Raw genomic sequence first — 23,849 nt, 5'->3', positions numbered from 1 at the left:
TTGAGAGGGCAATCGTCGCTCACAAAACATTTCCAGCCTCCAGAATCGGAAGGATCGTGGCCAACAACAAAAATCCAACCATGGCGGCCAAGACAAGGATCAGGACCGGTTCGATCAACGAGGTCAGTCGTGCCGACGCCGTTTTGACTTGTTCATCATAGTCTTCGGCGAGACGGAAGAGCATCTCGTCGAGTTTTCCCGACTCCTGGCCGATGGAGAACACCCGCACCGCCAGCGGGGGAAACGCACCACTGCGTTGCAAGGCATCGGCAAGCTCTTCGCCGGCGGAAATCCGGCTGCCGCATTCATGCAGCGCCGATCGGAACACGGTGTTGCGGGTCGAACGCTCGGCCAGATCGAACGCACGCGTCAATTCGACACCGCTACGCGAGAGCGTTCCGATGATCATCGCGATCCGGGACACACCTTGTTTGACCAGCATCGGACCGAGAATCGGCACGCGCAACACCAGTCGATCAAACACCTGCCTGCCCCGTCGGCTTTGAAAGGCCAGCGTCAACGCGACCACGCCAGCGACCAGCCCCATGATCCAGAACCAGCGATTGTCGACCAGTAGACTGCTGAGCGCCTTGGCAACCCGCGTCGGAAACGGAAGTTCGTCGAGGGTCTCTTCCAAGTTTTCCAGCAGGGGCGGCAAGACACTGGTCATCAAAAACACCCCGGCCGCGGTTCCAAAGCAAACCAAAAAGATCGGATACACCAGCGCGGTCGTGACCGCATCGGTGAACTGGGATTGGCGTTGTTTGAATTCGGCCAGCTGTGAAAGCACTTCCTCCAGCGTCCCGGCGTTTTCACCGACTTCGACCATCTGCACCGAGGCCTCGTCGAACAGATCGGGACGGCCGCCGAGCGCCTGGGCAAACGATTCCCCCGCAGCGACTCGATCGCGGACGGCCAGCAACGCCGCGCGAAATGCCCCGTGATTCTGCTCGACGATCGTATCAAGCGCATCGAGCATCGGAATGCCGGCGTGCAACAGCATCGACAACTCCGACACGGCGGTCGCCCAATGACTCTTCGATCCGATCAACGAAAACCGCGGCAGACGGAACTTCGATTCGCGGTGTTTGCAGGCGGAGATCTTGCGCACGTGAATGCCGCGGCCACGCAGCGAATCACGGGCTTCCCGCGCGGTATCGGCGCTGACCGTTCCCTGGACGGATTTGCGAGCCGCGTCGATACCGGAATAGGAAAAGACAGCCATCGGGCTCACAGCGTCGTTACACGGAGGACTTCATCGAGTGTCGTGATGCCTTGATGGACTTTCAACAAGCCGTCCATCGACAACAAGTGCATGCCCGATTGTAAACCGGCTGCGCGGATCGCCGACGCATTGGCACGCGATTGCACCAGTTCACGGCAGGCGTCATCGATGACCAACAGTTCAAACAGTCCGACGCGGCCGCGGAATCCCGTCCCGCGACAGGCATCACATCCGACCGGTTCAAACACGCCGACCAAATCCGATTGCGCCAAACCATGAGACTCCAATAGCGACACGGGCACATCTGGCAACGCCTCGCCGCTGCGTCGCGGACGTTTACAGTCGACGCACAACTTGCGGACCAGTCGCTGGGCCAGCGAGGCGACCAGCGAACTGCTGACCAGATAGGGTTCGATCCCCAAGTCCAACAGACGCGTCACGGCGCTGGCGGCATCGTTGGTGTGCAGCGTGCTGAACACCAGGTGACCGGTCAACGAGGCTTGGATCGCCATGATCGCGGTTTCGGCATCGCGGATCTCGCCGACCATGATGATGTCGGGGTCTTGCCGCAGCACGCTCCGCATGCCCGAGGCGAACGTCATCCCCTTTTTCTCATTGATCTGGGTTTGGCTGATCCCGTCCAACTGATACTCGATCGGGTCTTCCAGCGTCAGGATATTCAATTCTTCGCTGTCGAGTTCCTGCAATGCGCCATAGAGCGTCGTGCTTTTGCCGCTGCCGGTCGGCCCGGTGACCAAGATCAGCCCGTGATCGCGAGCGATCAGCGATGCGAAGCGGCCGAAATCGTGGGCCGGCATGCCGAGTTCAGCCAGCGTGTACAGCCGCGCGCTCTTGTCCAACAACCGGATCACGATGCGTTCGTTGTGGCTGGTCGGCAGCGACGCGATCCGCAAGTCGACCGTGCGATCACCGAGCTGCACCGTCGCGCGCCCGTCCTGCGGCAAACGTTTCTCGGCGATGTTCATTTTGCCCAGGACCTTGATCCGAGACAGCACCTCTTCTTGGACGGTTTTGGGGATTTCAAACGTATCAAACAGGACACCGTCGATTCGTTTCCGCACCATCAACCGGTCTTCGTACGGTTGGATGTGGACGTCCGACGCGCCCGATTTGACCGCATCAAACAGGATGTGATTGACCAGGCGGATGATCGGCGCCCGGCCTTCGGTATCCAGCAGGTCTTCCTTGGGCCCCAAGCCGGCCAACTGGCCCAACAGTTCGTCACGATCGAGCGAATCGATCACACTCTGCGTTCGACTGGATTGACCGGAGTAGGCTGCGTTGATCGCGCGCGCGATGGCGGTGGTCGTCGCCGGCAACGGGCGCACACGCATTGGCCGGAGCCCGCCTTCGGGTCGTTGAGCGAGCGCGCGGGCGATGATATCTAAGTGTTCGTAACCGGCCATCGAGTCGATCGCCAACCAGACGTCGTCGTCCTGCTTGCCGCGAAACCCCATCACGCCATGCTCGCGGGCATGCGCGATCGGAATGCGACTCAAGAAGATCTCCGAGGGCTGCAGCTTGGACAGGTCTTCGGAGACCGGCATCTGAAGCCGCGCGGCGAGTTGCTCGGTCGCCTGCCGGGTGGCGGATTCGTGACGATCATGGCTGAGCGTCTCGGTCATGTCGCTTCCGTCGGCAGGTTTTCAAGGTCCATCAAATCTTTGCCACGTCCCGACGCTTGCTTCATTTTGCGCAACAGACGCAATGAAACGTGTCCTCCGATGATGACCAACGGTACCGAATGTGCGAGCAGCAACTCGATCAGGGCGAACGGGCGGGCGGTCATGGAGACGGGGAGGGGTGAGTGATCCCGTGACGTCGAAGCAGTTTGTCCACCTCCGATTGCCTTCGCTTGCGATGGTTTCGTCGGATGAAGTGATCCATGGCTTCGGGAGACGCTTCCAAGACTTCGAACGCTTGCCGCTGCAACTGGACAAACAAACGCATGTTCTCTTCGGGGGTTCGCCGCCAGGCCATCTTGCGGCGATAGGCTTCGGCGGCAGATTCGTGATCACTCATGGCATTCATTACGGCGACGGGTAGACCACCTGCGGCTGGCCGATCACTTCGTATTCCTCCACCGGATCACTCCCTTGCATCGGTGACGACAAATGCTCCGATCCGATCGGGTCCAATCCCGCGGGCGTCGGACAGGGAACCAGCAAGGGTCCACTAACAGGATAGTCGGCCGGCAGTTGGGCGTCTTGGGTTTCGAGGTCGGACAGGAACTGCAAATCCCGGAATTGCGAATCGCGGAGGATCTTGGGCCGAATGAACAAAAAGAATGACGTCGTCGTCTGTTCTTCGCTGCGCAAACTGGTCAGTTCCCGGATCACGGGGATCTTTTCCAGCCACGGGACGCCGGTGAACGAATTGCCTTCGAGGGTTCGCTTCAGCCCCCCCACGACGATCGTTTTGCCATCGGGAATCGTGACGACACTGCCGACCCGGTCGATCTGTCGCGGCGGCGGCAGGTCGCCGCCGGTCGAACCGATAAACGTGCTGAATTCGACATCAAATTCCAACTGCAGATGATCGTCTTCGTTGATGTGTGGCGTGACGGAAATCGTCGTGCCCGCTTCTTGGTTGCCGCCCAGCCCCGTCAGTGTGGTCGTTTCTCCCTGGCTGAATGCCTGGAACGGGATGCTGGAAATGCTGTTCAGCGTTCCGGTTTGGTTGTCGTTGACCAAGACCTTGGGCGAGGACAAGACGCGACCGCGCGTATGGCGGCTGAGCGCCTGAACGATCACGTCGGCGACTTCGGGGTCCACCAAGACGCCGTTGAACCCCAGCGCTGGATTGATCGTCAGCGCCCCGTTGGTCGGATCGACTTCGCTGAGTCCAAACGACGTGAATTCGAACAGCCGCTTGGATCCCTCCCGATCGCCGCCGCTGATCTCCACCCCCAGCGAAAAATTGTCACTCGTGTCGATCGCCAGAATGTCGGCTTGAATCAACACTTGCGGACGACGCTGGTCGAGTGAACGAATCAGTTTTTCATACAACGACTGAACGTTTGAGGGTGCGAACACGATCAAGCTGTTGGTCGCGACGTCGGCCGACACCCGGGCGCCACCGGGCAAGGTCGCCACCGCGGCGCCTCCTCCAGCGCCATACCCGCCCATGCCGAACCCGCCGGCGCCGAATCCGGCGACCGAACCGAGTGCGGCGTTCTGGTTGGGGACGCGGCTGGTAGTCATGTTGTTGCTCAAATTTTGACCCGCCACGCCGAACGATCCGCCGCCGAGTTCGTCGAGTCGTTGCCGCGCACGTGATCGCCCGCCTTGAAACAGGTTGTTCGCGCCGCCTCCCGCGGCTCCCATCGGATTGCCGCCGAAACCCATCGCGGGACTGATTCCACCCATGGTCGCGCCGCCGAGCGTCCCAAACGCTCCCGCGCCCAAACCCCCGGCTTGGGCGACGCCGCTGCCGGCGGCCTCTTGCAGCGCCAGCAACGAATAAAGCACATCCATCGCGGTCGCGTTTTTGAGCTTGTAAAACCGAATCGGACTCTCGTCGGAATCCACCGGTTGGTCGAGTTCCTTCAGCAATGTTTCGATCTGCTGGTGAACCTCCGCGCCGGCACGCACCACCAACAGGTTGCCTTCTTCATCGATCGTCGTTTCGATCGACTTTGACGCGGTCCCCCGATTGCTCTCGCCAGACGTTTCAACGAATCCTTTGATCAGATTGTCCAGTCGAGACGCGCCGATGTATTCCAACCGATAAACGCGAGTCAAAAACTCCGTGCCGGAATCCAAGCGTTCCAGCAGCCCGATCGCCGCAGCGACCAAATCCTTGCGACCCGCCACGACCACGCGGCGGCCGGTCTTGTCAACCAACAACTTCAGTTTCTTGTCCGAGACGCCTTTCGTTGTGGTGTCGGATGGTTGGATCGTTTGGTATTGATCGATCAACATCGATGGCGGTCGACGCCGCGTCTGGTAAAACTCGATCGTCCCCTCGGCGTCGGGTCGATCGATCATCGCCAACAACTCCGCGACCAACCGTACGTCGGCGGCATAACCGGACACGATCAAGATGCCTTGTTCGCCGAGTGCGACGATGTTGGATCCCGTCTTGCTGAGGAAAGGTTTCAGCGACGTTGATGCCGTGGTGACGTCGATGTGTTTGATCGGCAACACCTGAGTCACCGCGGCGGCGGGGCCGTTGCGACGGGAGATTTCCGCGGCGTCGCCGGCCGGCGCGCTGCTGACGATGTCGGCGATGTCGACAACGCGTTTCCAACCCGGTACCTCGGAATCGACGACGGCCAGGTTGGCTTCGCGAAGCAGGCTGCCCAACAACGTGGGCAGGACTTTCTTGGGCAGTTTGGCCGGCGTGTAAACCGTCACGTCCCGGCGGGCAATCTCCGCGGCGTGCAAAAAGCGGATCCCCAACTGCTTGCTCATCAAGTCCAACAGGGTCGTGACGCGGACGGTCCCGGACAGATTCAGTTCGACGATCTCGTCGCCCTCGTCAACTTGCCCCTGCACCACTTCAGTGCTCGCCACGACGAAGGCCAACGCTATAGCGAGCGGCAAACAGCTGCGTCGAAACGGATTGCTAGCATTCATAAGGCGTGGTGGAGGAGAGGGCGCCGGACCGATGTCATCGTGTGCAGTAGGCAAAACAGGGGTGCGGCGTCAATTCGGATCGTTGAATGGACGGCGGGAAGCGACAGCGGTTTGATCCCTGCAGGCAGCGCTGTGAGACATTTGTAGCGGTAGGGCGCGAGCCCTCCGGTGTTTTGGCAAAGATGACGAACCGGAGGGCTCGCGCCCTGCCGCTAAAACCTCAAGAAACACAGGGAACAAGGCTTCACCGCGTTGCCGTCCGGGGTCGAAGATGACCGCGGGTTTGTTTCCCGGGGGACAGAGTTCTTGAGAACACTCACGGATACCGTCGTGGGTGACATCCGTGGGGACGCTTTGCCATCCGTGGGCCGTGTTCTACCTTCACTACCGCGCGTGGCGGCTGATCACTTCCATCAGTTCAGCGGTCGGCTGCTGGATGTTCATTACGCGTTGCCCGCCGGGAGCGTTTGGATCGCGGAGGATGATGATCATTTCCGTCGCGGCAGGCTGGCTGGGATGAGCCTGACCGGCGTGCGATTGCGGGGCATCCAGTGAGGCCAATCGCGTCTGGGGCTGGCCGAGGTTGCCGGTGGGTCGCTGCGCGGGCGCGGCCAGCGGAGCCGGTGGCTGGGTTTGGTAGAGGTGTGCCAACTGGACGCGATCGAGTTGCCATTTGACGCTTCCCGGTCCGGTGTAGATTCCCACATCGCCCTTGTAGTCGGCGGCGTTGCAGACACCGATCAATTGGCCCATGGCGTCAAACAGCCCGCCGCCGCTGCGTCCGTCGACCGGGGCGCCGGCGATTTCGATGTTCGAGGCGCCCACGTGTTGGTTGTACTTGTTGATCCCGGTGATCGCGGTGTCGCGACGTGAGGGATCGTCGCCGTGGTCGCAGCCGAAGCTGAACGCCGTTTGGCCGCTCTGCGGCGGGTTGGCCGGGTTGGCGATCTGGATCGGTTGGACTTCGAATCCCGGCCGCATCACGACCAGTGCGATGTCACGGTTGTCGGCATCGTAGTCGATGACTTGGCCGGGGACCGTTTTGACTTGCCCGGCGACGAACAATTGGACTTCGACTTTGGATTGCAGTTTGGTTTCACGGAACAGGTGCCCGCACGTCAGCACCAGGGCTTCGTCACCGTGGCGATCAATGATCGTTCCGGTTCCGACGCCGAACCCGTTGCCGTCGTGGACCCTTAGTCGCACCGTCGCGGCGCGGGCGCGCTGGACGGCGTCGGCCATCGTCAGACTGGGCATCGCTTCGCCACGGGCGTCGCCGATGGCAGCGGATCGTGTGCCGGCGAGGCGGGTCTGGGGTGCGTTGAGGACCGATTGGCGATGGAGATTGGCGTTGGTTTGAAACAGCGGACCGGCCGGATCAATCGCCAAGGCTTGTTGGAGTTTTTCCGCGGACTGCGTTCCGACCAATCGCGTCAATTCGCGGCCGACCGACAGGACGACATAGGTCGGCACTTGACGAATGCCGTGGCGTCGCGCCAGTTCAGGCTCGGAACTGACATTGACGTGTCGAATCACGGCTCCGTTCCGCTCCAGTTGCCGCAGCGTCGGACCCATCGCCTGACAGTGACCGCAGTGGTCCGAGGAGAACGCGAGCAGCATGTTGGCCGGCGGAGATCCGTCCACAGCGGCGGAGGTGCCCGTGGCAAGTAAAAACGCCGAAACGAGGGCCGGGTATAGCCGGCCGAACAAATGCGTGTTCAAAGTGTCTCTCCCTAGACAAGTGCCCGGATCGGCCGATCCTTCGGCCGAATGGTTGTCGCCCCCCGTCACAAATGAGTTCTCACTTGAGACAAACTGACGACAAAGGGACTTTCCGAAATCGGCCGCCGGGGCGACAACCCCAAACGGAACCCTTCCCCCTGGGAAACCCCGTGAAACATTCGGGATTACGTGTTTCACGACGATCTGTACAATCCGCCCCTGAATCCCCCCGTTTCGACACGCCCATTATTCAAATCATGACCCGACGCATCTTGGTCACCAGCGCCCTGCCCTACGCCAACGGGCCGATCCACATCGGTCACCTGGTGGAATACATTCAAACGGATATCTGGGTGCGTTTTCAGCGTCTGATCGGCAACCGCTGCGTCTACATCTGTGCCGACGACACGCACGGCACCGCGATCATGATCCGTGCGAAAAAGGAAGGCCGCAGCGAAGAGGAACTGATCGCCGACATGAGCGCTCAGCATCAACGCGATTTCGCCGATTTCCACGTCAACTTTGACCACTACGGCAGCACCAACAGCGACGCCAATCGCGAGCTGTGCCACCTGTTTTGGCAAGCCCTTCGCGACGCCGATCTGGTCACCGAAAAGAGCATCCAACAGCTTTACGACCCCGAAGCCGAGACCTTTTTGGCCGATCGCTTTGTCCGCGGAACCTGTCCGGTCAGCGGCCACAAGAACCAGCCGGGGGACAATTGCCAATGCGGGGCGACGTATTCTCCGATCGATTTGATCGATCCCAAAAGCACGCTCAGCGGTGCCACGCCCGAAGTCCGCTCGGCCGTCCACCTGTTCGTCACCCTGGAAAAACTGCGTTCGTTCCTGATCGAGTGGATCGACAACGGGGACGCGCTGCAAAAAGAAACCGCCAACTATTTGAAGGGTTTCTTTTTGGCCGAAGACAAGGAGCTGCGGGACTGGGACATCAGCCGGCCCGGGCCGTATTTCGGTTTCGAGATCCCCGACTCACCGGGCAACTACTGGTACGTCTGGTTCGATGCGCCGATCGGTTACGTTTCCAGCACCAAGGAATGGTGTGCAGCCAACGGGGAATCGTTCGACGATTGGTGGCGCAGCGAGTCGACCGAGATTCACCATTTCATCGGCAAAGACATCACGTATTTCCACACGTTGTTCTGGCCGGGCATGTTGCACACCGCAGGCCTGCAGTTGCCGACCAAGGTCCACATCCACGGATTCTTGAACGTCGGCGGCGAAAAAATGAGCAAGTCGACGGGAACGTTGATCAGCGCGGAAACCTATCGCAAACATTCCCAGCCGGACTATTTGCGTTATTTCTACGCGACCAAATTGACACAGCGTGTCGAGGACTTGGATTTGGGCATCGACGAGTTCGTTGAAAAGGTCAACAGTGATCTGGTCGGCAAGGTCGTCAATCTGGCCAGCCGGGTCGGCAAGTTTGCCAAAAACACCGGGCTGGCGGAAACCTATCCCGACGACGGGGGTTTGTTCGAAAACGCCGCCAAGGTCGGTGATTCGATCGCCGAGGCCTACGAACTCGGTGACTACAGCCGCGCGATGCGGTTGATCATGGAACTGGCCGATGCCGCCAACCCCTTCGTCGAGCACGCCAAGCCGTGGGAGATGAAGAAAGATCCCGAGCGGCAAGACGAACTGCGCGATGTGGTCACCGTCGCACTGAACCTGTTTCGACAACTGACGATTTATCTGGCTCCCGTGTTGCCGACGCTGGCCGAAAAATGCGACGCGCTGCTCGGCGAGCCGATCACGTCGTGGGACCAAAGTAAAACGCCACTGTTGGGCACAGCGGTGGCGAAGTTTCAACGCATGATGGAACGCATTCAACCCGAGGATTTGCAAAAGATGATTGAAGAGAGCAAACAAGCCGCTGCCGCAGAAGCCGCCGAAGAGAATCGACCGACGTTTGACGATTCCGATCAGCCGCTCAAAGACGAACCGATCGCCGACGAAATCACGATCGACGACTTTGTCAAAGTCGACTTTCGCGTCGCGCGGGTGTTGACGGCCGAGCACGTGCCGGAAGCGAACAAGTTGCTCAAGTTGACGCTGGGGCTGGGCGGCGACGAGACCCGTCAGGTGTTCGCCGGCATCAAAGCGGCGTACGAGCCGGAGAGTCTGGTCGGGCGTTTGGTCGTGATGGTCGCCAATCTAAAGCCGCGCAAGATGCGGTTCGGGTTGAGCGAAGGCATGGTGTGCGCCAGCGGCCCCGGCGGCGAAGACGTGTTCCTGCTCTCGCCCGACGAAGGCGCCCTGCCCGGACAGCGCGTGCATTGATGTTGGGAGGGCGGAGGCTGGACTCCGAACGGGGTCGCAGCGCGTAGCCGGAGGTGAGCGAAGCGACACCTCCGGGTATCTTGCGCACGAGAGACGCGACCCCGGAGGGTGTCGTAGCGAATCATGTCAGGGCCCTCGAACCCGGTGGGCCGCTCCTGTAAACAGATACCGCGATCAGGTCGACTTGAGACGCACTCTCCGTCGCCGCTGGCGGACGGAGTTGCTGCGACCCCGTCCGGGGTCGACGGACTTCGCAGGCGAGCTTTCCGGAGGTGTCGCTGCGCTTACCTCCGGCTACTTGCTTTGATCCCTCCGGGATCGATTGTTTCCAGCCGCTCACTCCTGCGCGAACGCCTTGTACGCCTGGGCGACCTTGGCCGATTCGGCGTCGCCGGTGTGGAACAGGAATCGATAACGAAACGTCATCGTCTCGCCGGCCTTGAGCGTCATGTCGCCGGTGCCGTCGGGCTTGTTTTCGAAGTGATTGACGCCGAAGGGATTCGCCGCAACGAGTCCGTAATCGCGTGCGTGCCACCACGTCGGGTGACGCGGGTTGCTGGGATGGTCGAACATCGCGATGCCGGTCATTTGGCCTTCGATCTCTCCCCAATAGTCGACCCAGGCGGCGCGTTTGCCCCACATCGCTTTTCCTTCGACACCTTCGCTGTTGATCGAGTGACCGCCGGCGGTGTGATTGCCGCGCTTGGGATCGGCTTTCAAGCGCAGCCGCGGATGCGTCCGCATGCCCATCGTGCCTTCTTTGGTGTCGCCGATGACGAGGTCACCGGAAGACGCGATCCAGGTGACTTCGTAATCGATGGTGCGGGCGTCACCGTCGGCGCCAAAGGTCAGCGTGCGTTGATCGCTGCAAACCGTCTCGCCGTCGGAGCTCTTCCAATCATTCTGAGCGATGATCTTGTTGCCTTCGATCTTCAGCGAGGTTTGCACCTGAGTGCCGACGTCTTTGTTTGTTTTCCCTTCGGCGTCTTCCATCCAGAACCGAATGCCGCCGACCTCGTCGTGCGTGTACCAAATCGATTTATGGTGCGGGTGGTCGCTGGCCTCGTTGTCGACGTCCTTGACCATTGGGTAGTTGCGGGTCATCGGTTTTTGTCCGGGACCATACACCGGGTACAAGATCGGCTTGGCGTAGCCGCTGTATCGATATTCGGTAAACGGTTGTCCGTCGATGGTGACAACCGCTTTGGTGCCGTCATCGGTGATCTGGATGTCGGCGGCTTGGGTAGGGGCGACGAGACAGAAGGTCGGAATCAATGCCAAGCAGGCAAACAGGATTCGGTCGGTCATGTTGCGGTGGGGAGCGAGGGTGGGATGTGGAAGGACAGCCCCCATAGTTTAGTAGAAGATTCGCCGGGCTGTGGAGAAGTGGGGTAAGCATCCTGCTTGCCACCCTCGCCGGCTCCGCCGGCGGGCTTGGGCGGCGGAGCCACGCGCCGACTGCGGCCAGGAGGCAGGAGCCTCCTGCACAGCGCGTTCCCAGGCGGGAGCCTGGGAACGAGTTGCAAAGTGGGGTAAGCATCCTGCTTGCCACCCTCGCCGGCTCCGCCGGCGGGCTTGGGCGGCGGAGCCACGCGCCGACTGCGGCCAGGAGGCGGGAGCCTCCTGCACAGCGCGTTCCCAGGCGGGAGCCTGGGAACGAGTTGCAAAGTGGGGTAAGCATCTTGCTTGCCACCCTCGCCGGCTCCGCCGGCGGGCTTGGGCGGCGGAGCCACGCGCCGACTGCGGCCAGGAGGCAGGAGCCTCCTGCACAGCGCGTTCCCAGGCGGGAGCCTGGGAACGAGTTGCAAAGTGGGGTAAGCATCTTGCTTGCCACCCTCGCCGGCTCCGCCGGCGGGCTTGGACGGCGGAGCCACGCGCCGACTGCGGCCAGGAGGCGGGAGCCTCCTGCACAGCGCGTTCCCAGGCAGGAGCCTGGGAACGAGTTGCGAAGTGGGGTAAGCATCTTGCTTGCCACCCTCGCCGGCTCCGCCGGCGGGCTTGGGCGGCGGAGCCTCGCGCCGACTGCGGCCAGGAGGCAGGAGCCTCCTGCACAGCGCGTTCCCAGGCAGAGCCTGGGAACGAGTTGCAAAGTGGGGTAAGCATCTTGCTTGCCACCCTCGCCGGCTCCGCCGGCGGGCTTGGGCGGCGGAGCCTCGCGCCGACTGCGGCCAGGAGGCAGGAGCCTCCTGCACAGCGCGTTCCCAGGCAGAGCCTGGGAACGAGTTGCAAAGTGGGGTAAGCATCTTGCTTGCCACCCTCGCCGGCTCCGCCGGCGGGCTTGGACGGCGGAGCCACGCGCCGACTGCGGCCAGGAGGCGGGAGCCTCCTGCACAGCGCGTTCCCAGGCGGGAGCCTGGGAACGAGTTGGCGAGTTGGGATGACCGGCAGGGCTTAGGAGTCGATTTCGACGCGTTCACCTTGGGCGTCTCGGCAATCCATTTCCAGGTGCTCGGGGTACAGGCCTTCGCTGCCGAGGATCTGGACGGTCATGCCGCCGGTGTCTTCCATTTCCATCACGCTGCGGCGTTTCTGGTTGTTCAGGTGCGCCGCGACGGCATCGTTGACGCGAACGGTGACACGTTGGATGTGTTCGTTCTTGACGGCCAGGGCGAGCATCCGGACGACTTCGATCGACATGCTTTCGGCGGTCTTGACCAATCCGCGACCTTCGCAACACGGGCAATCTTGATAGATGCTGCGTTTCAAACTGGGGCGGATCCGTTGACGTGTCATCTCGATCAAGCCGAACGGGCTGGTTCGCAAGATCTTGGTGCGGGCGCGGTCGCCGGACATCGCATCACGCAGCGCCCGTTCGACTTTCCGCCGATGGCTTTCTTTGCGCATGTCGATGAAGTCGTTGACGATCACGCCGCCCAGGTCACGCAATCGCAACTGACGGGCGATCTCTTTGGCGGCGGCCAGGTTCAACCGAAACGCGTTGTCTTCGGCCGATTTTTCGCCGCGGAAGTTGCCGCTGTTGACATCGATCGCGACCAACGCTTCGGTCGGATCGATGACGATCGAACCGCCGTTGGGAAGTTTGACTTGGCGTTGGTGAATCTTGACGATCTCTTGTTCCAGGTTGTACTTGTGGAACAAGGGTGAAGCGCCGTCATAGAGTTTCAGCCGATCGACGACGCGGGGCATGACCATTTTCAAGAAGTCACGTGCGTTTTCGAAAGCCTCTTTTTCGTCGATCACGATCTGGTCGATGTCATCGTTGTAGATGTCACGGATCGTTTTGATGATCAGATCGCTCTCTTCGTACAGCACCCCGGGTTGGTTGCCGCTTTTGACGCGACGGACGATCGTCTTCCACAACCGGATCAGATAGTCCATGTCGCGGCCGAGTTCTTTCTCGCTGCGACCGGCACCGGCGGTGCGGACGATGAATCCGAGCCCCTTGGGCGGACCAAGCGACAGCAGACAGCGACGGAGCCGTTTGCGGTCGTCGTCGTCTTCGATCTTGCGACTGACACCGACGCGTTCGAGCGCGGGCATCAACACCAGGTAGCGTCCGGGGATGGAGATGTACGTGCTGAGCGTGGGGCCCTTGGTGCCGATGCCTTCCTTAATGACTTGGACCAGGACTTCGTCGCCGCGTTTAAAGATTTCTTGGATCGGTGGTTTGATCCGCGGCCGACCGCCTTTGAAAGCTCGTTTGGAACCGCGTCCGGATTCGCGGGCCCGTTTGGCGGCCGCTTCGGCCATCTCGTCCGATTCCCGTTTGATCTCTTCGGGGTCATAACCGCCTTGTCGAAAGTATTCCGGTTCGACATCGCTGATGTGCAGGAAACCGTTGCGTCCGACGCCGAAGTCGACGAAGGCGGCTTGGATACTGGGTTCCAGGTTGACAATTTTTCCGCGGTAGATGTTTCCCGCAAAGGCTTCGACACTTTTGCGTTCGACGTACAGCTCTTCCAGTTTTCCATCATCCAGGATGGCGATGCGGCTCTCTTCGGGTTGGAGCACGTTCATCAACATTTCGCGTTTCATTTGGGCACCTCGTCGGTGGGTTCGCCGCAGTGCGGCGTTTGGTTTGCGATTGCTAAAAATTCGGGATCGGTGGTCGGAAACTCGCGTTTCAAAACCACGTCTGTTCGGGTGATGTGCGACCCGTGCGCGATCCAATCGGAACAGCCGATCAGATCTAGCACGTCGGTCGGTTTGAGGGTCGCCGCGTCACTGGCGGCCATCGAAAGTTCAAGGTTGTCGTTGAAGGTCAACGACAGGATTTGTTCGGCAACGTTGAAGGTCACCGGTTTGTTTTTGCGATTCACCGTGACGGTGTCTTTGGCCAACAGCGCCTCGAGATCGGATCGGACGCGGTCGTCGTCGATCGGGTCGGCGCCCAATTCCGGGTCCGGCCGCGTGATCACATAGTCGGTGCGTTCCAGCTTGGCCTTGCCACTGTCCTCGGGTAGCAACTGCACGCTCTTGATGACCAGCCCGGGTTGATCATCGTGGTCCAGGCGGCGGAACAATTCCGGCGCCGAGAGCCGTTCGGCCAGATCGAGTTCGACGACTTCGTCCAGGCCGCTGATGCCGAGTGCGAGAGCGGACGGAAAACCGATGCGTGGTTTGGGATGAAACCCTTCGGTCATCGACAGCTGGAGCTGGGCGCGGCGGACCAGTCGTTCCCAGAGCCGCGCCAGATCACGGTGACTGGTCCAGCGCAACAGCCCCGTTTTCGAAAATCGAACCCGGTAGCGCAACCGCAGCGGCGGATCCGCCGTCGCCTGGTCGGGCGCGCCGTGGGTCGTGGTGGTGTTGGATGGGGGAGAAGACATGGATGAGGGAGTGGGGGGCGTGTTCAGGTCACGATCAGTTCCGGAACGTATTCGCCGAGCCGGTCCAGCAAATACAGATCGACGTCACGGGCGGCTTCGAGCTGCATGACGCGTTCGGCCATCTGTTCGCACTGGCCGATCGACACGCTGCGGATGGCTTTCTTGACGCGTAACAGCGACGACGGCGGCACACTCAGGTGCCGGACGCCCATGCCCATCAACAACAGCGCCCGGGCGGGATTGCTGCTCATTTCACCGCAGATCGAAAGGGGACAGTCGTGCTCTTTGGCGACTTCGACACAACGCGCGATCAGCCGCAACACGGCGGGGTCACTGGATTGATACAGGTCGGCGACATATTCGTTGCTGCGATCCACGGCCAGTGTGTACTGGGCCAGATCGTTGGTGCCGATCGACAGAAAATCGACTTCTTCGACGAATCGATCCAGCATCATCACCGCCGCGGGGACTTCGACCATCATTCCGACGGGAATATTGCTGCGGTGTGGCGTGCCCGATTCTTTCAAGTCCTCGGCAACGACGTTGAGCAACATCCGGGCTTGCCGGAACTCGGCCAGCGTGGTGATCAGCGGGAACATCACACTGATGTCGCCGTGCACCGCGGCCCGCAAGATGGCCCGCAACTGGGGGCGGAACAGATCCAGATTCCGCAGCGACAGGCGAATGCTTCGTAGGCCCAAGAAGGGATTGTGTTCGTATTCGGCCAGGGGCCGATGGCCCATCTTGTCGGCGCCCAAATCCAGGGTGCGGATGACGACCGGCCGGCCTTCCATTTCTCGGACGACCTGGCTGTAGGCTTGATAGTGGTCTTCTTCGCTCGGTTCCTCGCGGCTGGACAGGTACAAAAATTCGGTGCGATAAAGACCGATCCCGTCGGCCCCGCGTTCGATGCAAGTCGTCGTTTCGTGGGGAAATTCGATGTTGGCGCTCAACCGCAGCGGCGTCCCGTCGATGGTTTCGGCGGGCAGATCGCGGAGCTCGGAAAGTTTGGCGGTCAACGACCGGCGTGCTTTCAGACGTTTCTTGTAGCTGGCCAGCGTCTCCGGATCGGGATCCAGAATGACGCGTCCGCGGTCGCCATCGACGATGACCTTGATCCGATTGCCGACGCGATCGAGAAAATTTCCGATCCCGACGACCGCCGGCAGCTCCAACCCTTTGGCGACGATCGCGGTGTGGCCGCCGGGGCCACCGGTTTCGGTGCAAAACCCGCGGACGTAGCGTCGATCCAGGTTGGCGGTTTCGCTGGGGGTCAAGACATGGGACAGAATGATGACGGTTTCATCCAGATCAACCAGCCGGCTTTCCGAGACCGCGCCGAGGCAGAACAGCAATTGTTTTTCGATATCCAGGACATCTTCGGCGCGGTCGGCCAGCAGCGGGTTGTCCAGCTTGCGGAGTGCTTCGGCGTAGTTGTGCAGGACTCGGCTGACGGCATAGGCGGCCGACTGGTGCTCCTGTTCGATGCGTCGCCGCAATTCGGCTTGCAGCCGCGGGTCGTGCAGCATCTGCAACTGGGCGGCAAAGATGTCTCCGGTGTGTTCGCCGGCGACGGCGGAGGTTTCCAGGCGATTGGATTCCAATCGCGTCGAGACGCGGTCGACGGCATCGCGCAACCGAGCGAACTCCGCTTCCACTTCATCAGCGGCGAGCAGAGAACGCGGGATTCGATAACCGGCAGCATCCAGCACTAGTGCTGGGCCGATCGCGACCCCGGGTGAAACAGGGATGCCTTGAAGTTCGACCATCGTGGTTCGAGGGCGCGGTGCTGATCTGCCGATGGCTTCAGGGCGGCGCGATCCTGGAACGGCAGACCGCTGCAGTCAACGTCGCCGCCGGGGGGCGGTGACATTGGCAAACGTTCTGTCGCGATCGTGCGCACCTGGCAGCGAGGCTCGGGCAGTTCAATCCGATCCATCGAGAGGTAGTTGTGTACGGGGCGTGAAGACCGCCACGTGGCGGCGATCTTCGAGCAGGAATGTAGGGGTATCGGGCGCTCTGAACGCGACGCCCTGCCGGCCGGCATCGATCAAAATCGAGCCGCAAGGGTAGGTCGCCAGAGCCGGGGTGCCTTCGTTTCGGTTCAAGCAGGCGAGGTCGGATCGGTTTCTCTGACTTCACTCGACTCGGCACCGGTCGGGGCCGAGTCGTTGTCGCCAGCTTCGTCAAATCCGCGTTGAAAAAACTGCTCGATCGAATCGATTGCGTTTTCGGCGTCGTTGCCTTCAGCGGTCAAGGTCAACTCGGTGCCGAGTGCGGCGCCGAGCGTGAGTAGTGATAAGATGCTTTTGCAGTCCACCATTTCGCCGCCACGTCCGATCAAGATCACGGACTCGAACTGGTTGGCCATCCGCACCAACAGATCTGCCGGGCGTGCGTGCAGCCCTTGCGGATTGGAAACAACGACGGTGCGGCAAAGCGCTTTTGACATGCAAAAAGCGGGTCTGTATCGGGTGTTTAAAACGGGGGGGAGATTTCGTGCAACGGTCGTCAACGAGCCGGACACTCAAATCCATCAGCCGGTGGCAAACTGGTTGTCGTCGGCTTCTTGCAATAACTGGGTGATGTCCTCGGCTGACTTACTCTGTTTGAGGAAGCGGCAGAACGTTTCGTCGCGGAGCTGACGAGAAATGTTCTCCAAGGCCCGGAGGTGATCGCCGGGGCGTTCCGGAGGGCTGATCAACAGAAAAAACAGCTGAACGCGTTCTCCATCGAGCGAGTCAAAGTCAACGCCTTCTTCGCTGACTCCGACGGTACCGACCAGCTTTTGCACGCTGGGGTGTTTGGTGTGCGGAACCGCGACGCCTCGACCGATGCCGGTCGAACCGAGTTCCTCACGCTTCATAATCGCCGCGACGATGTCGTCGCGCTGTTCGGCGTCAATCTCGCCCGACTCAAGCAAACATTGAACGAGCTCTTCGATGGCTTGCTCTTTTGTCTTGGCCTTGAGTTCGGCCTTGATCGACGCCGTACTGATGAAATCTGCAAACTTCATGGGGTGTGAATTTTCAATGAGTGTATCGGCAAACACGAGGGTCACGACTGTCGAAGCCGATTACTCGTCATTTGCCGGGGTTTCAATGTGTTTGTGTCCGGTGGCGCGGTGGCCAGTCTTTTTTTCCTTGATCCGGCGAAGCTGCTGCTCCACCTTCGGAATCGCCATGTCCAAGGCTGCGATCACCGTCGTGGCTTCCGCCGTGGCGACGCATTCTCCGGCATGCTCAATGGAAACTTGGATTTCGACCGCAGGCTTATCGGTGTTTTCCAGGTCAACGGTGACTTCAATCGCGTTGATTCGGTCATAGAGACGCCTTAATTTGACGGCCTTCTCTTGGATCAACTCCTGGTCACCTGGCTGAAGACTGCCGTGGCGAGCTGAAACACTTACCTGCATCGTTGCTTCTCTCCGATCGATGTAATCCGACTCCGTCGCTGCCCGACTGGACGCGGCACGATGCCCAGGTCCTGTTTTCTCCTGCAGACAAAGCAATGCGCGGCCGCCGGATCGTCAGAAATCCGGCACGTCGTGACGACAGAGTGCTCCTGTTAAAACGCAAGCATACGCGACAGAACCGTCCACGGGTAGCGATCATTTTTGCAGATAGTCCGTTTGGGTGGTAACCCAGGGTGGGTTCCGGCAGGCCATCCGGCCCCCAGCCTGACCCCCCTGCCTCTGCAATACTATCCATTTGTTCCTCTCATTCGTCCGGGCTCCACCGCAGCATCCAGACTGTCCCCCTCTCCGCCCGAAGGCCCCGGTGAGGGGCGGCGGCTAGAGCGTGTCTTGCCAAGCGTTCACCCGGCAATAGAACGAATTTTCTCCCGTCCGGACAATTTAAATTCGCCTTTCCCGGCCAATCGGGGGCCGCCTCAGGGAAGGGTCTGAGCGGAAAACCGTCCGATGCCCGCGGGACGGGAGTGGCGATCCTGTGCCGATATTGCTAACTTACCAGGCCAAAATCCACGTCGGCGGTTGCCGATTTTCCATCTCCCCCTTTAGCCCCTGACCATCCATGGCCCGTAAGGTCGTCAGCCGAGCCGAAAAAGCTGCCGAAGCGGAAGCTGCCGAAAAGGCACTCGCTTCGAAAAAGAAGAAATCCAGCAAGCGAACCAAGGCGGCTGAAAACGTCAGGATGCGTCTTTACTGGGGCGTCTTCAGCCAAAACCTCAAACGTGTCGCCGTCTTCGATTTCGATAAAAAAGGCGAAGCCGACAAACGCGCCAAAGAGCTGAGCAAGGGCGGCAAGTCGCCCCACTTTGTCCAAAAGGTCAAAGAAGAAATCAAAGTCGAGTGACCCGACTCGGCGAGACGGATGATAGCGCGATGAAACGGGTTCCCGCCGAGTGGGAACGGCAAGCTGCCGTTTGGATTGCCTGGCCACACAACGGCGACACTTGGCCGGACCGGTTCGCTCCGATCCCGGATTGTTTTCGCCGAATCATCGGTTTGATCGCCGCGGCCGTCCCCGTCCATGTGATCGGCCCGGCAGCGCTGCGTGAGACTGCGGACCTGGCAGGCATGGACAACGTCACGTGGTTTGACATCCAGACCAATGACAGCTGGATCCGCGACTACGGCCCGACCTTCGTCGTCGACGGCTCCCGCTGTGGCCAGGCGATCGATTGGGGCTACAACGCCTGGGGCGGCAAGTATCCGCCCTGGGATGCCGACAACGCCGCGACCGCGCAAATCATCCAGCACGCCGGCTGGGAACGAATCGCCGGTCGCTTGACCCTCGAAGGCGGGGCGCTGGAGTGGGACGGCGGCGGGCGACTGTTAACGACCACGGAGTGTTTGGTCACCGAGACACGCAATCCCGGTTGGTCCAAGCAAGCGGTCGAAGAACAGCTGCAGGACTTGGCCGGGGCACGTGAAATCGTGTGGGTCGATGGCGGCGGATTGATCGGCGACGACACCGACGGTCACATCGACCAGCTGGCTCGCTTCATCGATCCCGAAACCGTCGTCGTCGCAGTCAGTGACGATCCCGACGATCCGAATCACGACGGACTGGAGCGCAACGAGCAGCTGTTGCGCGATTGGGCACAACAGACGTCGCCCACGGTGACCGTTGACCGCTTGCCGATTCCCCCGGCCCGATTCATCGACGGCCAACGCGTCCCGGAAAGCTATTGCAACTTTCTGCGGTTGGGGCCGAACCGATTGCTGGTACCTACGTTCCGCGCCGAACAACACGATGCACACGCCATCGCGTTACTCGGCCGGCTGGCCCGACAGCAATCGCCAGGCATCGAAGTGATCGGCGTGGACTGCCACGATCTGATCTGGGGCCTCGGCGCCCTGCACTGCGCCAGCTGCAATCAACCGGCGGTTGAACAGGACTGACACGGAGTCATTGGACGGACTGGTGAGTTTCCCATCGGGCAACGTCATTTTTTGACCACTGAATCTTTTGACCAAAAACGCGGCGAACTCCGTTCGCATTCCGCAGTCCTGGCGAATCATGATCGCCCCGGATCATTCTGCCATTCCTCTCGGTCACTCGCCCGAGCGACGAGCGTCGATTTCCAGCGTGACCGCTTCACCGCCCTCAATCGTCGCGGCCAAAGAACACGGCCAACCAAACCGTCGGTTCTTGATCGGATGTCCATTCGACCCGATGTTTTCGATGGGCCGGGATCAACAGATGGTCGCCGGGCTTAAGCGTCAACGGTTCGGGATCGTCATCAAACGACAGCCTGGCTTCTCCGGCCAGCACCGCGACCCATTCGTGTTCGTCTTGGTCGTACCAAAAGCCATCGGCGCTGGATTGTCCGGTGGAAACGATCCGCTCGATCCGCACGTTCGACGACGACGCGAGCACGTCGACGTACTCCTTTGCGGTCGAAGCCGGCAGGTCGGTGAACAGGTTCTTGGGACCACCGTCATGCATCACACCATCGTTCATCTATTCAGCGGGCTCCAACAATTCGAGTCCCAGTTCCTCGCCTTTCTTGACGGCTGGAACGCCGACGGCCATCCATTCGGGTTCGGCAGCCTGTTTCAAATAGTGGTCAAAGAATTGTTGCATCCGAATCGCAAAATCACGACGGTTCGGCTGGCCGTCAACGCCGTGTGAGTTGCCGTTGTAATTGAGCATCCAGGCAGGTTTCTCCAAGCGACGCAACGCAACAAACAACTCGATTCCCTGATACCACGGTACCGCTCCGTCGTTGTCGTTGTGCAAGATCAGCAGCGGCGTGTTGATTTTGTCGGCAAAGAATAGCGGGGAGTTGGCGATGTAGTGGTCGCGGGCGGCCCACAAGTCCTTGCCGATCCGGCTTTGTGTCCGTTCGTACTGGAACATGCGACTGCGCCCGCTACTCCAGCGGATTCCCCCGTAGGCGCTGGTCATGTTGCTGACCGGCGCACCCGATTCGGCGCACGCGAACCGATCGGTTTGGGTCACCAGATAAGCCGTTTGATAGCCGCCCCAACTGTGTCCCTGCATGCCGATTCGTTCTTCGTCGATGAACCCCTGGGCGACGACGTGGCTGACGCCCGACAGGATCGCGTCGGCCGCGCTCTGGCCGGGCCGGCCGATTTTGTAGGGGATATCGGGGACGAAGACGACGTAACCACGGCTGACGTAAAAGCTGATGTTGATGCTTGATCGCCCCGCGGCGGGTGTGTGATAGCGATGCAGTCGATCGGAACTGCGTTCGTAAAAATACACCAGCATCGGATACTTTTTCTGAGGGTCAAAGCCATCGGGACGATACAAAATGCCGTCAAGCGGTCCGCCATCGGTCGCTTTCCACCGGACCAGTTCCGCCTTGCCCCAAACATAATCGTGTTGCTGTGGATTGATGTCGCTGATGCGATCGATCGTTTCAAAGTCCAGGGTGCTGGCCCACAGGTCCGGGCACATTTCGAAGGTGCTGCGGGTAAAGATCACAGCATCGGATGACTCGGCTTTCTTCAGTGACGCAAGTTGCTCATCCAGCATGATCAGTTGACGCGGCGGTGGAATTTCCCTCCGACCTCGGCCGTTCTGCGCCGGCTTTTGCCACCCGTCGCGGTTGAGCGTCAGGCTGTAGAACCCGCTGGATTTAGTTGCTTCGTTGAATGCACTGAGCACGATCGCGTCATCGGTCGCGATAAAACGCTCTTTGGCGTCCAGCCGCAGGTAGCGAAAACGGATCTTGTTCTCGCGGCCACGTGTCAAACGAACCGCGGGATGTTGAGCCGTCGGATCGACTTGCCAAATGTCAAATCGATCGTAGACCAACAAGGCTTTGTCGTCTTGGGTCCAGCCCGCGGTCCCGTAGGCGCCCGGCAAACTGGGCCGATCATGCAGTTCGTCGTCCAGCCGTTGCTTGATCGTCGACGTCACGTTGACCGGTTGACTGTCCTTGGCGGTGGATTGGGTCACCCATTTCCGCCGCTCGGCATCAAACCAGTAAATGAACTTGGCCGACGGCGACAGCCTGGCATTCCAGCGAACACGTTGCTGCACCAGGTCGCGTTTTCCCGAATCGAGGTTGACCAGATAGGTGTCGTGATAACCCGGTGATTCCCAGGACAAGACCTTGCGATATCCCACATCGGTCACCGCAATGGCCCGGTTAGATTTTGATCGGACGTCGATGTCGACGATCGGGATTTGACGTGTGGCCAGTTGGACGATTCGTTTGGATTTCAGGTGATAGGCCGCCCGGTAATCACGTTTGCGCTCGGCTTCGGCCTGCAGCAATTGCTGGGGCTGCAAGTAAGGATCTTGCCAGTGCCAGACGTCCAGTTTCACCTGTTCATCCGCGTCGTCGGCGTCATCCTGCTCGGCAACATGCTTGCCCTCTTGTTCCGCTTTGGCGCGTTCTCGTTCTTCGATCACCGAGTCGGGAATCGGAGCGGTGTCAAAATACAACCGGCGATCATCTTCGGAAAAGCGTTGGCCAGAATTTGTCGCCACCCACCATCCGGCCGGAATACCGTCTGAGCCTTCAACGGCAATCTCGGCGGCTGTTTTTTGGCCTCGGCTCCACAGAAAGACCGACCAGCGAGGCGATGGGGCATCGTAGTCGTCTTTATTGGTTAGAAACGCCAGTCGTGTCCCGTCTTCGTTGAAAGCGAGGTTTTTGTACTGGCCAACACCGGCGATGATCTGCGTCCGCTTGAGTGATTTCAGATCGACCCGATGCACTCCGTCGACGGACAGATCTGGCGCTGCGTTTCCATCGACTTGGGTGGGCGTTGCATCAGGCTTGGAATCGGGCTCCACCACTTTGACCGACGTCACCATTGCCATGTTGGTGCCATCTTTCGAAAAAACAAAACGGGTCACGTGGGGATACGTTTGCTGGAATCCGGAATCCAGTTTTCGAAGCACCAGAGTGGTTCCTTCCGCTTTGTTTTTGTCGTCGTCTTCGTCCGATTCGGCGCCGCGCGGTGTTTCCTTTGCCTCGGTCTTCTCCTTGCTTTTCGTCGGAGGATTTTTTGTCGCGATTGCCTGTTCTTCGGCGGTCGGTTGCAGCGACTCTCGTTTCTTGAGCTTCAGCTTCTTTTCGGGGCGTGCTAATCCGGTGGGTGTGACCCGATACGTTTCCCGAACCTCGGATTGTTTCTCTGTGACGAGATTGCTCTCGATCGGCTTGTCCATCTGATAGCCGATCCAGTCCCCGTTTTCTTCGGGCAACTGAAACGATGCGACTCGGTCGATCGTGACGACATCGCCACTGGCCAATTCCAGGATCTGAAGTTTGGCTTTCGGCATCGCATCGGGTTCGGTTTTCTTTTTTGTCAGTTCCTTGACCAACTGTTTCTCTGGCGAAATCAGAAAAACCGCGAATCGACTGTCATGGCTGAATCTTTCACCGCGGCCGCGTGGAATCCGATACTCCTTGGCTGTCGTCGTGCTGCGAACACACAACGTCGATTCGCCGTCCATTTTTCCACTGTCAATTTGGTACATCGCCCACGTTCCATCGCGGGAGATTTGCGATGACGTCAGCGTGTTCCAGACGTCGTAGTCACGATGCTCTAAGGGACGCCGCGCGATGGCCGGTCGCTCGGCGGCGATCGGGCTGGTCGCGGTGGCCAACCCTAGACAAGCAAACAGGCAGCAGAGAAAGATCTGACTTGGTGTTGAGAGCGTGGCAGACAAAGCCGGCTTGGCAAGATTCATGGTCGGTCAAGGCTGTGGATCGGGCAGTATTTAATACCATCGCAATCAGCCTAATCGGAGAC

Annotated in this window: 18 protein-coding genes; 3 read left to right on the top strand and 15 right to left on the bottom strand. The window is 60.1% G+C overall.

Going from position 1 to position 23,849, the window contains the following annotated elements:
• Positions 1–19: 19 nt before the first annotated feature.
• The 6 genes from Enr13x_RS00530 to Enr13x_RS00510 form a co-directional block, all read right to left on the bottom strand.
• Positions 20–1,225, bottom strand: a complete 1,206-nt coding sequence (locus tag Enr13x_RS00530) for a type II secretion system F family protein (RefSeq protein ID WP_145384147.1) — start codon at positions 1,223–1,225, stop codon at positions 20–22.
• A 5-nt stretch (positions 1,226–1,230) separates the two neighbouring features.
• Positions 1,231–2,871 (bottom strand): GspE/PulE family protein, encoded by a 1,641-nt coding sequence (locus tag Enr13x_RS00525; protein WP_145384146.1) that lies wholly within the window; start codon positions 2,869–2,871, stop codon positions 1,231–1,233.
• Entirely contained in the window at positions 2,868–3,035 is a 168-nt protein-coding gene (locus Enr13x_RS37565; protein ID WP_197455675.1) for a hypothetical protein, read from the bottom strand. Before Enr13x_RS37565 ends, Enr13x_RS00525 begins: the two co-directional genes overlap by 4 nt.
• Positions 3,032–3,268 carry a hypothetical protein gene (locus tag Enr13x_RS00520; protein ID WP_145384145.1) on the bottom strand — a complete coding sequence of 79 codons (237 nt, stop codon included), beginning with the start codon at positions 3,266–3,268 and terminating at the stop codon, positions 3,032–3,034. Before Enr13x_RS00520 ends, Enr13x_RS37565 begins: the two co-directional genes overlap by 4 nt.
• Before the next feature lie 8 nt (positions 3,269–3,276).
• Positions 3,277–5,826 carry a secretin N-terminal domain-containing protein gene (locus tag Enr13x_RS00515; protein ID WP_145384144.1) on the bottom strand — a complete coding sequence of 850 codons (2,550 nt, stop codon included), beginning with the start codon at positions 5,824–5,826 and terminating at the stop codon, positions 3,277–3,279.
• Between the two features lie 384 nt (positions 5,827–6,210).
• Positions 6,211–7,548: a trypsin-like peptidase domain-containing protein gene (locus tag Enr13x_RS00510; protein WP_231744020.1), complete on the bottom strand. Its 1,338-nt coding sequence runs from the start codon at positions 7,546–7,548 to the stop codon at positions 6,211–6,213.
• A 257-nt stretch (positions 7,549–7,805) separates the two neighbouring features.
• Here Enr13x_RS00510 and metG point away from each other — a divergent pair, with 257 nt between their 5' ends.
• Positions 7,806–9,851 carry a methionine--tRNA ligase gene (gene metG, locus Enr13x_RS00505; protein ID WP_145384143.1) on the top strand — a complete coding sequence of 682 codons (2,046 nt, stop codon included), beginning with the start codon at positions 7,806–7,808 and terminating at the stop codon, positions 9,849–9,851.
• 336 nt (positions 9,852–10,187) lie between these two features.
• On the opposite strand, the gene Enr13x_RS00500 is transcribed toward metG, so the two are convergent.
• From Enr13x_RS00500 to hpf, 7 genes are all read right to left on the bottom strand, one after another.
• Positions 10,188–11,159 carry a DUF6807 domain-containing protein gene (locus tag Enr13x_RS00500; protein WP_197455674.1) on the bottom strand — a complete coding sequence of 324 codons (972 nt, stop codon included), beginning with the start codon at positions 11,157–11,159 and terminating at the stop codon, positions 10,188–10,190.
• 1,083 nt (positions 11,160–12,242) lie between these two features.
• Positions 12,243–13,847: an Rne/Rng family ribonuclease gene (locus Enr13x_RS00495; protein WP_145384141.1), complete on the bottom strand. Its 1,605-nt coding sequence runs from the start codon at positions 13,845–13,847 to the stop codon at positions 12,243–12,245.
• Positions 13,844–14,641, bottom strand: coding sequence for a TIGR03936 family radical SAM-associated protein (locus Enr13x_RS00490; protein WP_145384140.1), 798 nt, complete (start codon positions 14,639–14,641; stop codon positions 13,844–13,846). Before Enr13x_RS00490 ends, Enr13x_RS00495 begins: the two co-directional genes overlap by 4 nt.
• Positions 14,642–14,664: 23 nt before the next feature.
• Positions 14,665–16,410 (bottom strand): phosphoenolpyruvate--protein phosphotransferase, encoded by a 1,746-nt coding sequence (gene ptsP, locus Enr13x_RS00485; RefSeq protein WP_145384139.1) that lies wholly within the window; start codon positions 16,408–16,410, stop codon positions 14,665–14,667.
• Between the two features lie 335 nt (positions 16,411–16,745).
• A complete protein-coding gene (locus tag Enr13x_RS00480; RefSeq protein ID WP_145384138.1) occupies positions 16,746–17,093 on the bottom strand; it encodes an HPr family phosphocarrier protein in 348 nt (115 codons plus the stop codon).
• Positions 17,094–17,177: 84 nt separating this feature from the next.
• Positions 17,178–17,657, bottom strand: a complete 480-nt coding sequence (locus Enr13x_RS00475) for a PTS sugar transporter subunit IIA (protein ID WP_145384137.1) — start codon at positions 17,655–17,657, stop codon at positions 17,178–17,180.
• A gap of 60 nt (positions 17,658–17,717) precedes the next feature.
• Positions 17,718–18,056 (bottom strand): ribosome hibernation-promoting factor, HPF/YfiA family, encoded by a 339-nt coding sequence (gene hpf / locus Enr13x_RS00470; protein ID WP_145384136.1) that lies wholly within the window; start codon positions 18,054–18,056, stop codon positions 17,718–17,720.
• Positions 18,057–18,675: 619 nt separating this feature from the next.
• On the opposite strand from hpf, the gene Enr13x_RS00465 reads away from it, so the two are divergent.
• Together Enr13x_RS00465 and Enr13x_RS00460 are read left to right on the top strand one after the other, a co-directional pair.
• On the top strand, positions 18,676–18,957 hold the full coding sequence (locus Enr13x_RS00465; RefSeq protein WP_095742342.1) for a hypothetical protein: 282 nt from the start codon (positions 18,676–18,678) through the stop codon (positions 18,955–18,957).
• Between the two features lie 29 nt (positions 18,958–18,986).
• Complete coding sequence (locus Enr13x_RS00460; protein ID WP_145384135.1) at positions 18,987–20,009, top strand: agmatine deiminase family protein; 1,023 nt, start codon at positions 18,987–18,989, stop codon at positions 20,007–20,009.
• A gap of 205 nt (positions 20,010–20,214) precedes the next feature.
• On the opposite strand, the gene Enr13x_RS00455 is transcribed toward Enr13x_RS00460, so the two are convergent.
• Together Enr13x_RS00455 and Enr13x_RS00450 are read right to left on the bottom strand one after the other, a co-directional pair.
• Positions 20,215–20,571, bottom strand: a complete 357-nt coding sequence (locus Enr13x_RS00455; protein ID WP_145384134.1) for a cupin domain-containing protein — start codon at positions 20,569–20,571, stop codon at positions 20,215–20,217.
• Entirely contained in the window at positions 20,572–23,787 is a 3,216-nt protein-coding gene (locus tag Enr13x_RS00450) for an alpha/beta hydrolase family protein (RefSeq protein WP_145384133.1), read from the bottom strand.
• Positions 23,788–23,849 lie beyond the last annotated feature (62 nt).

The sequence above is a fragment of the Stieleria neptunia genome, assembly GCF_007754155.1.
Classification (GTDB): Bacteria; Planctomycetota; Planctomycetia; order Pirellulales; family Pirellulaceae; genus Stieleria; species Stieleria neptunia.
Note: the sequence above shows the minus strand (reverse complement) of the source record. Positions and strands in the feature narration are given on the sequence as shown.

What these genes read in the sequence shown, in the direction of transcription:
- Enr13x_RS00515 (WP_145384144.1), bottom strand. Translation starts at nt 5,826, where the DNA reads ATGAATGCTAGCAATCCGTTTCGACGCAGCTGTTTGCCGCTCGCTATA.
- Enr13x_RS37565 (WP_197455675.1), bottom strand. Translation starts at nt 3,035, where the DNA reads ATGACCGCCCGCCCGTTCGCCCTGATCGAGTTGCTGCTCGCACATTCG.
- Enr13x_RS00460 (WP_145384135.1), top strand. Translation starts at nt 18,987, where the DNA reads ATGAAACGGGTTCCCGCCGAGTGGGAACGGCAAGCTGCCGTTTGGATT.
- Enr13x_RS00530 (WP_145384147.1), bottom strand. Translation starts at nt 1,225, where the DNA reads ATGGCTGTCTTTTCCTATTCCGGTATCGACGCGGCTCGCAAATCCGTC.
- Enr13x_RS00455 (WP_145384134.1), bottom strand. Translation starts at nt 20,571, where the DNA reads ATGAACGATGGTGTGATGCATGACGGTGGTCCCAAGAACCTGTTCACC.
- hpf (WP_145384136.1), bottom strand. Translation starts at nt 18,056, where the DNA reads ATGCAGGTAAGTGTTTCAGCTCGCCACGGCAGTCTTCAGCCAGGTGAC.
- Enr13x_RS00525 (WP_145384146.1), bottom strand. Translation starts at nt 2,871, where the DNA reads ATGACCGAGACGCTCAGCCATGATCGTCACGAATCCGCCACCCGGCAG.
- Enr13x_RS00450 (WP_145384133.1), bottom strand. Translation starts at nt 23,787, where the DNA reads ATGAATCTTGCCAAGCCGGCTTTGTCTGCCACGCTCTCAACACCAAGT.
- Enr13x_RS00490 (WP_145384140.1), bottom strand. Translation starts at nt 14,641, where the DNA reads ATGTCTTCTCCCCCATCCAACACCACCACGACCCACGGCGCGCCCGAC.
- Enr13x_RS00465 (WP_095742342.1), top strand. Translation starts at nt 18,676, where the DNA reads ATGGCCCGTAAGGTCGTCAGCCGAGCCGAAAAAGCTGCCGAAGCGGAA.
- ptsP (WP_145384139.1), bottom strand. Translation starts at nt 16,410, where the DNA reads ATGGTCGAACTTCAAGGCATCCCTGTTTCACCCGGGGTCGCGATCGGC.
- Enr13x_RS00500 (WP_197455674.1), bottom strand. Translation starts at nt 11,159, where the DNA reads ATGACCGACCGAATCCTGTTTGCCTGCTTGGCATTGATTCCGACCTTC.
- Enr13x_RS00480 (WP_145384138.1), bottom strand. Translation starts at nt 17,093, where the DNA reads ATGTCAAAAGCGCTTTGCCGCACCGTCGTTGTTTCCAATCCGCAAGGG.
- Enr13x_RS00520 (WP_145384145.1), bottom strand. Translation starts at nt 3,268, where the DNA reads ATGAGTGATCACGAATCTGCCGCCGAAGCCTATCGCCGCAAGATGGCC.
- metG (WP_145384143.1), top strand. Translation starts at nt 7,806, where the DNA reads ATGACCCGACGCATCTTGGTCACCAGCGCCCTGCCCTACGCCAACGGG.
- Enr13x_RS00495 (WP_145384141.1), bottom strand. Translation starts at nt 13,847, where the DNA reads ATGAAACGCGAAATGTTGATGAACGTGCTCCAACCCGAAGAGAGCCGC.
- Enr13x_RS00475 (WP_145384137.1), bottom strand. Translation starts at nt 17,657, where the DNA reads ATGAAGTTTGCAGATTTCATCAGTACGGCGTCGATCAAGGCCGAACTC.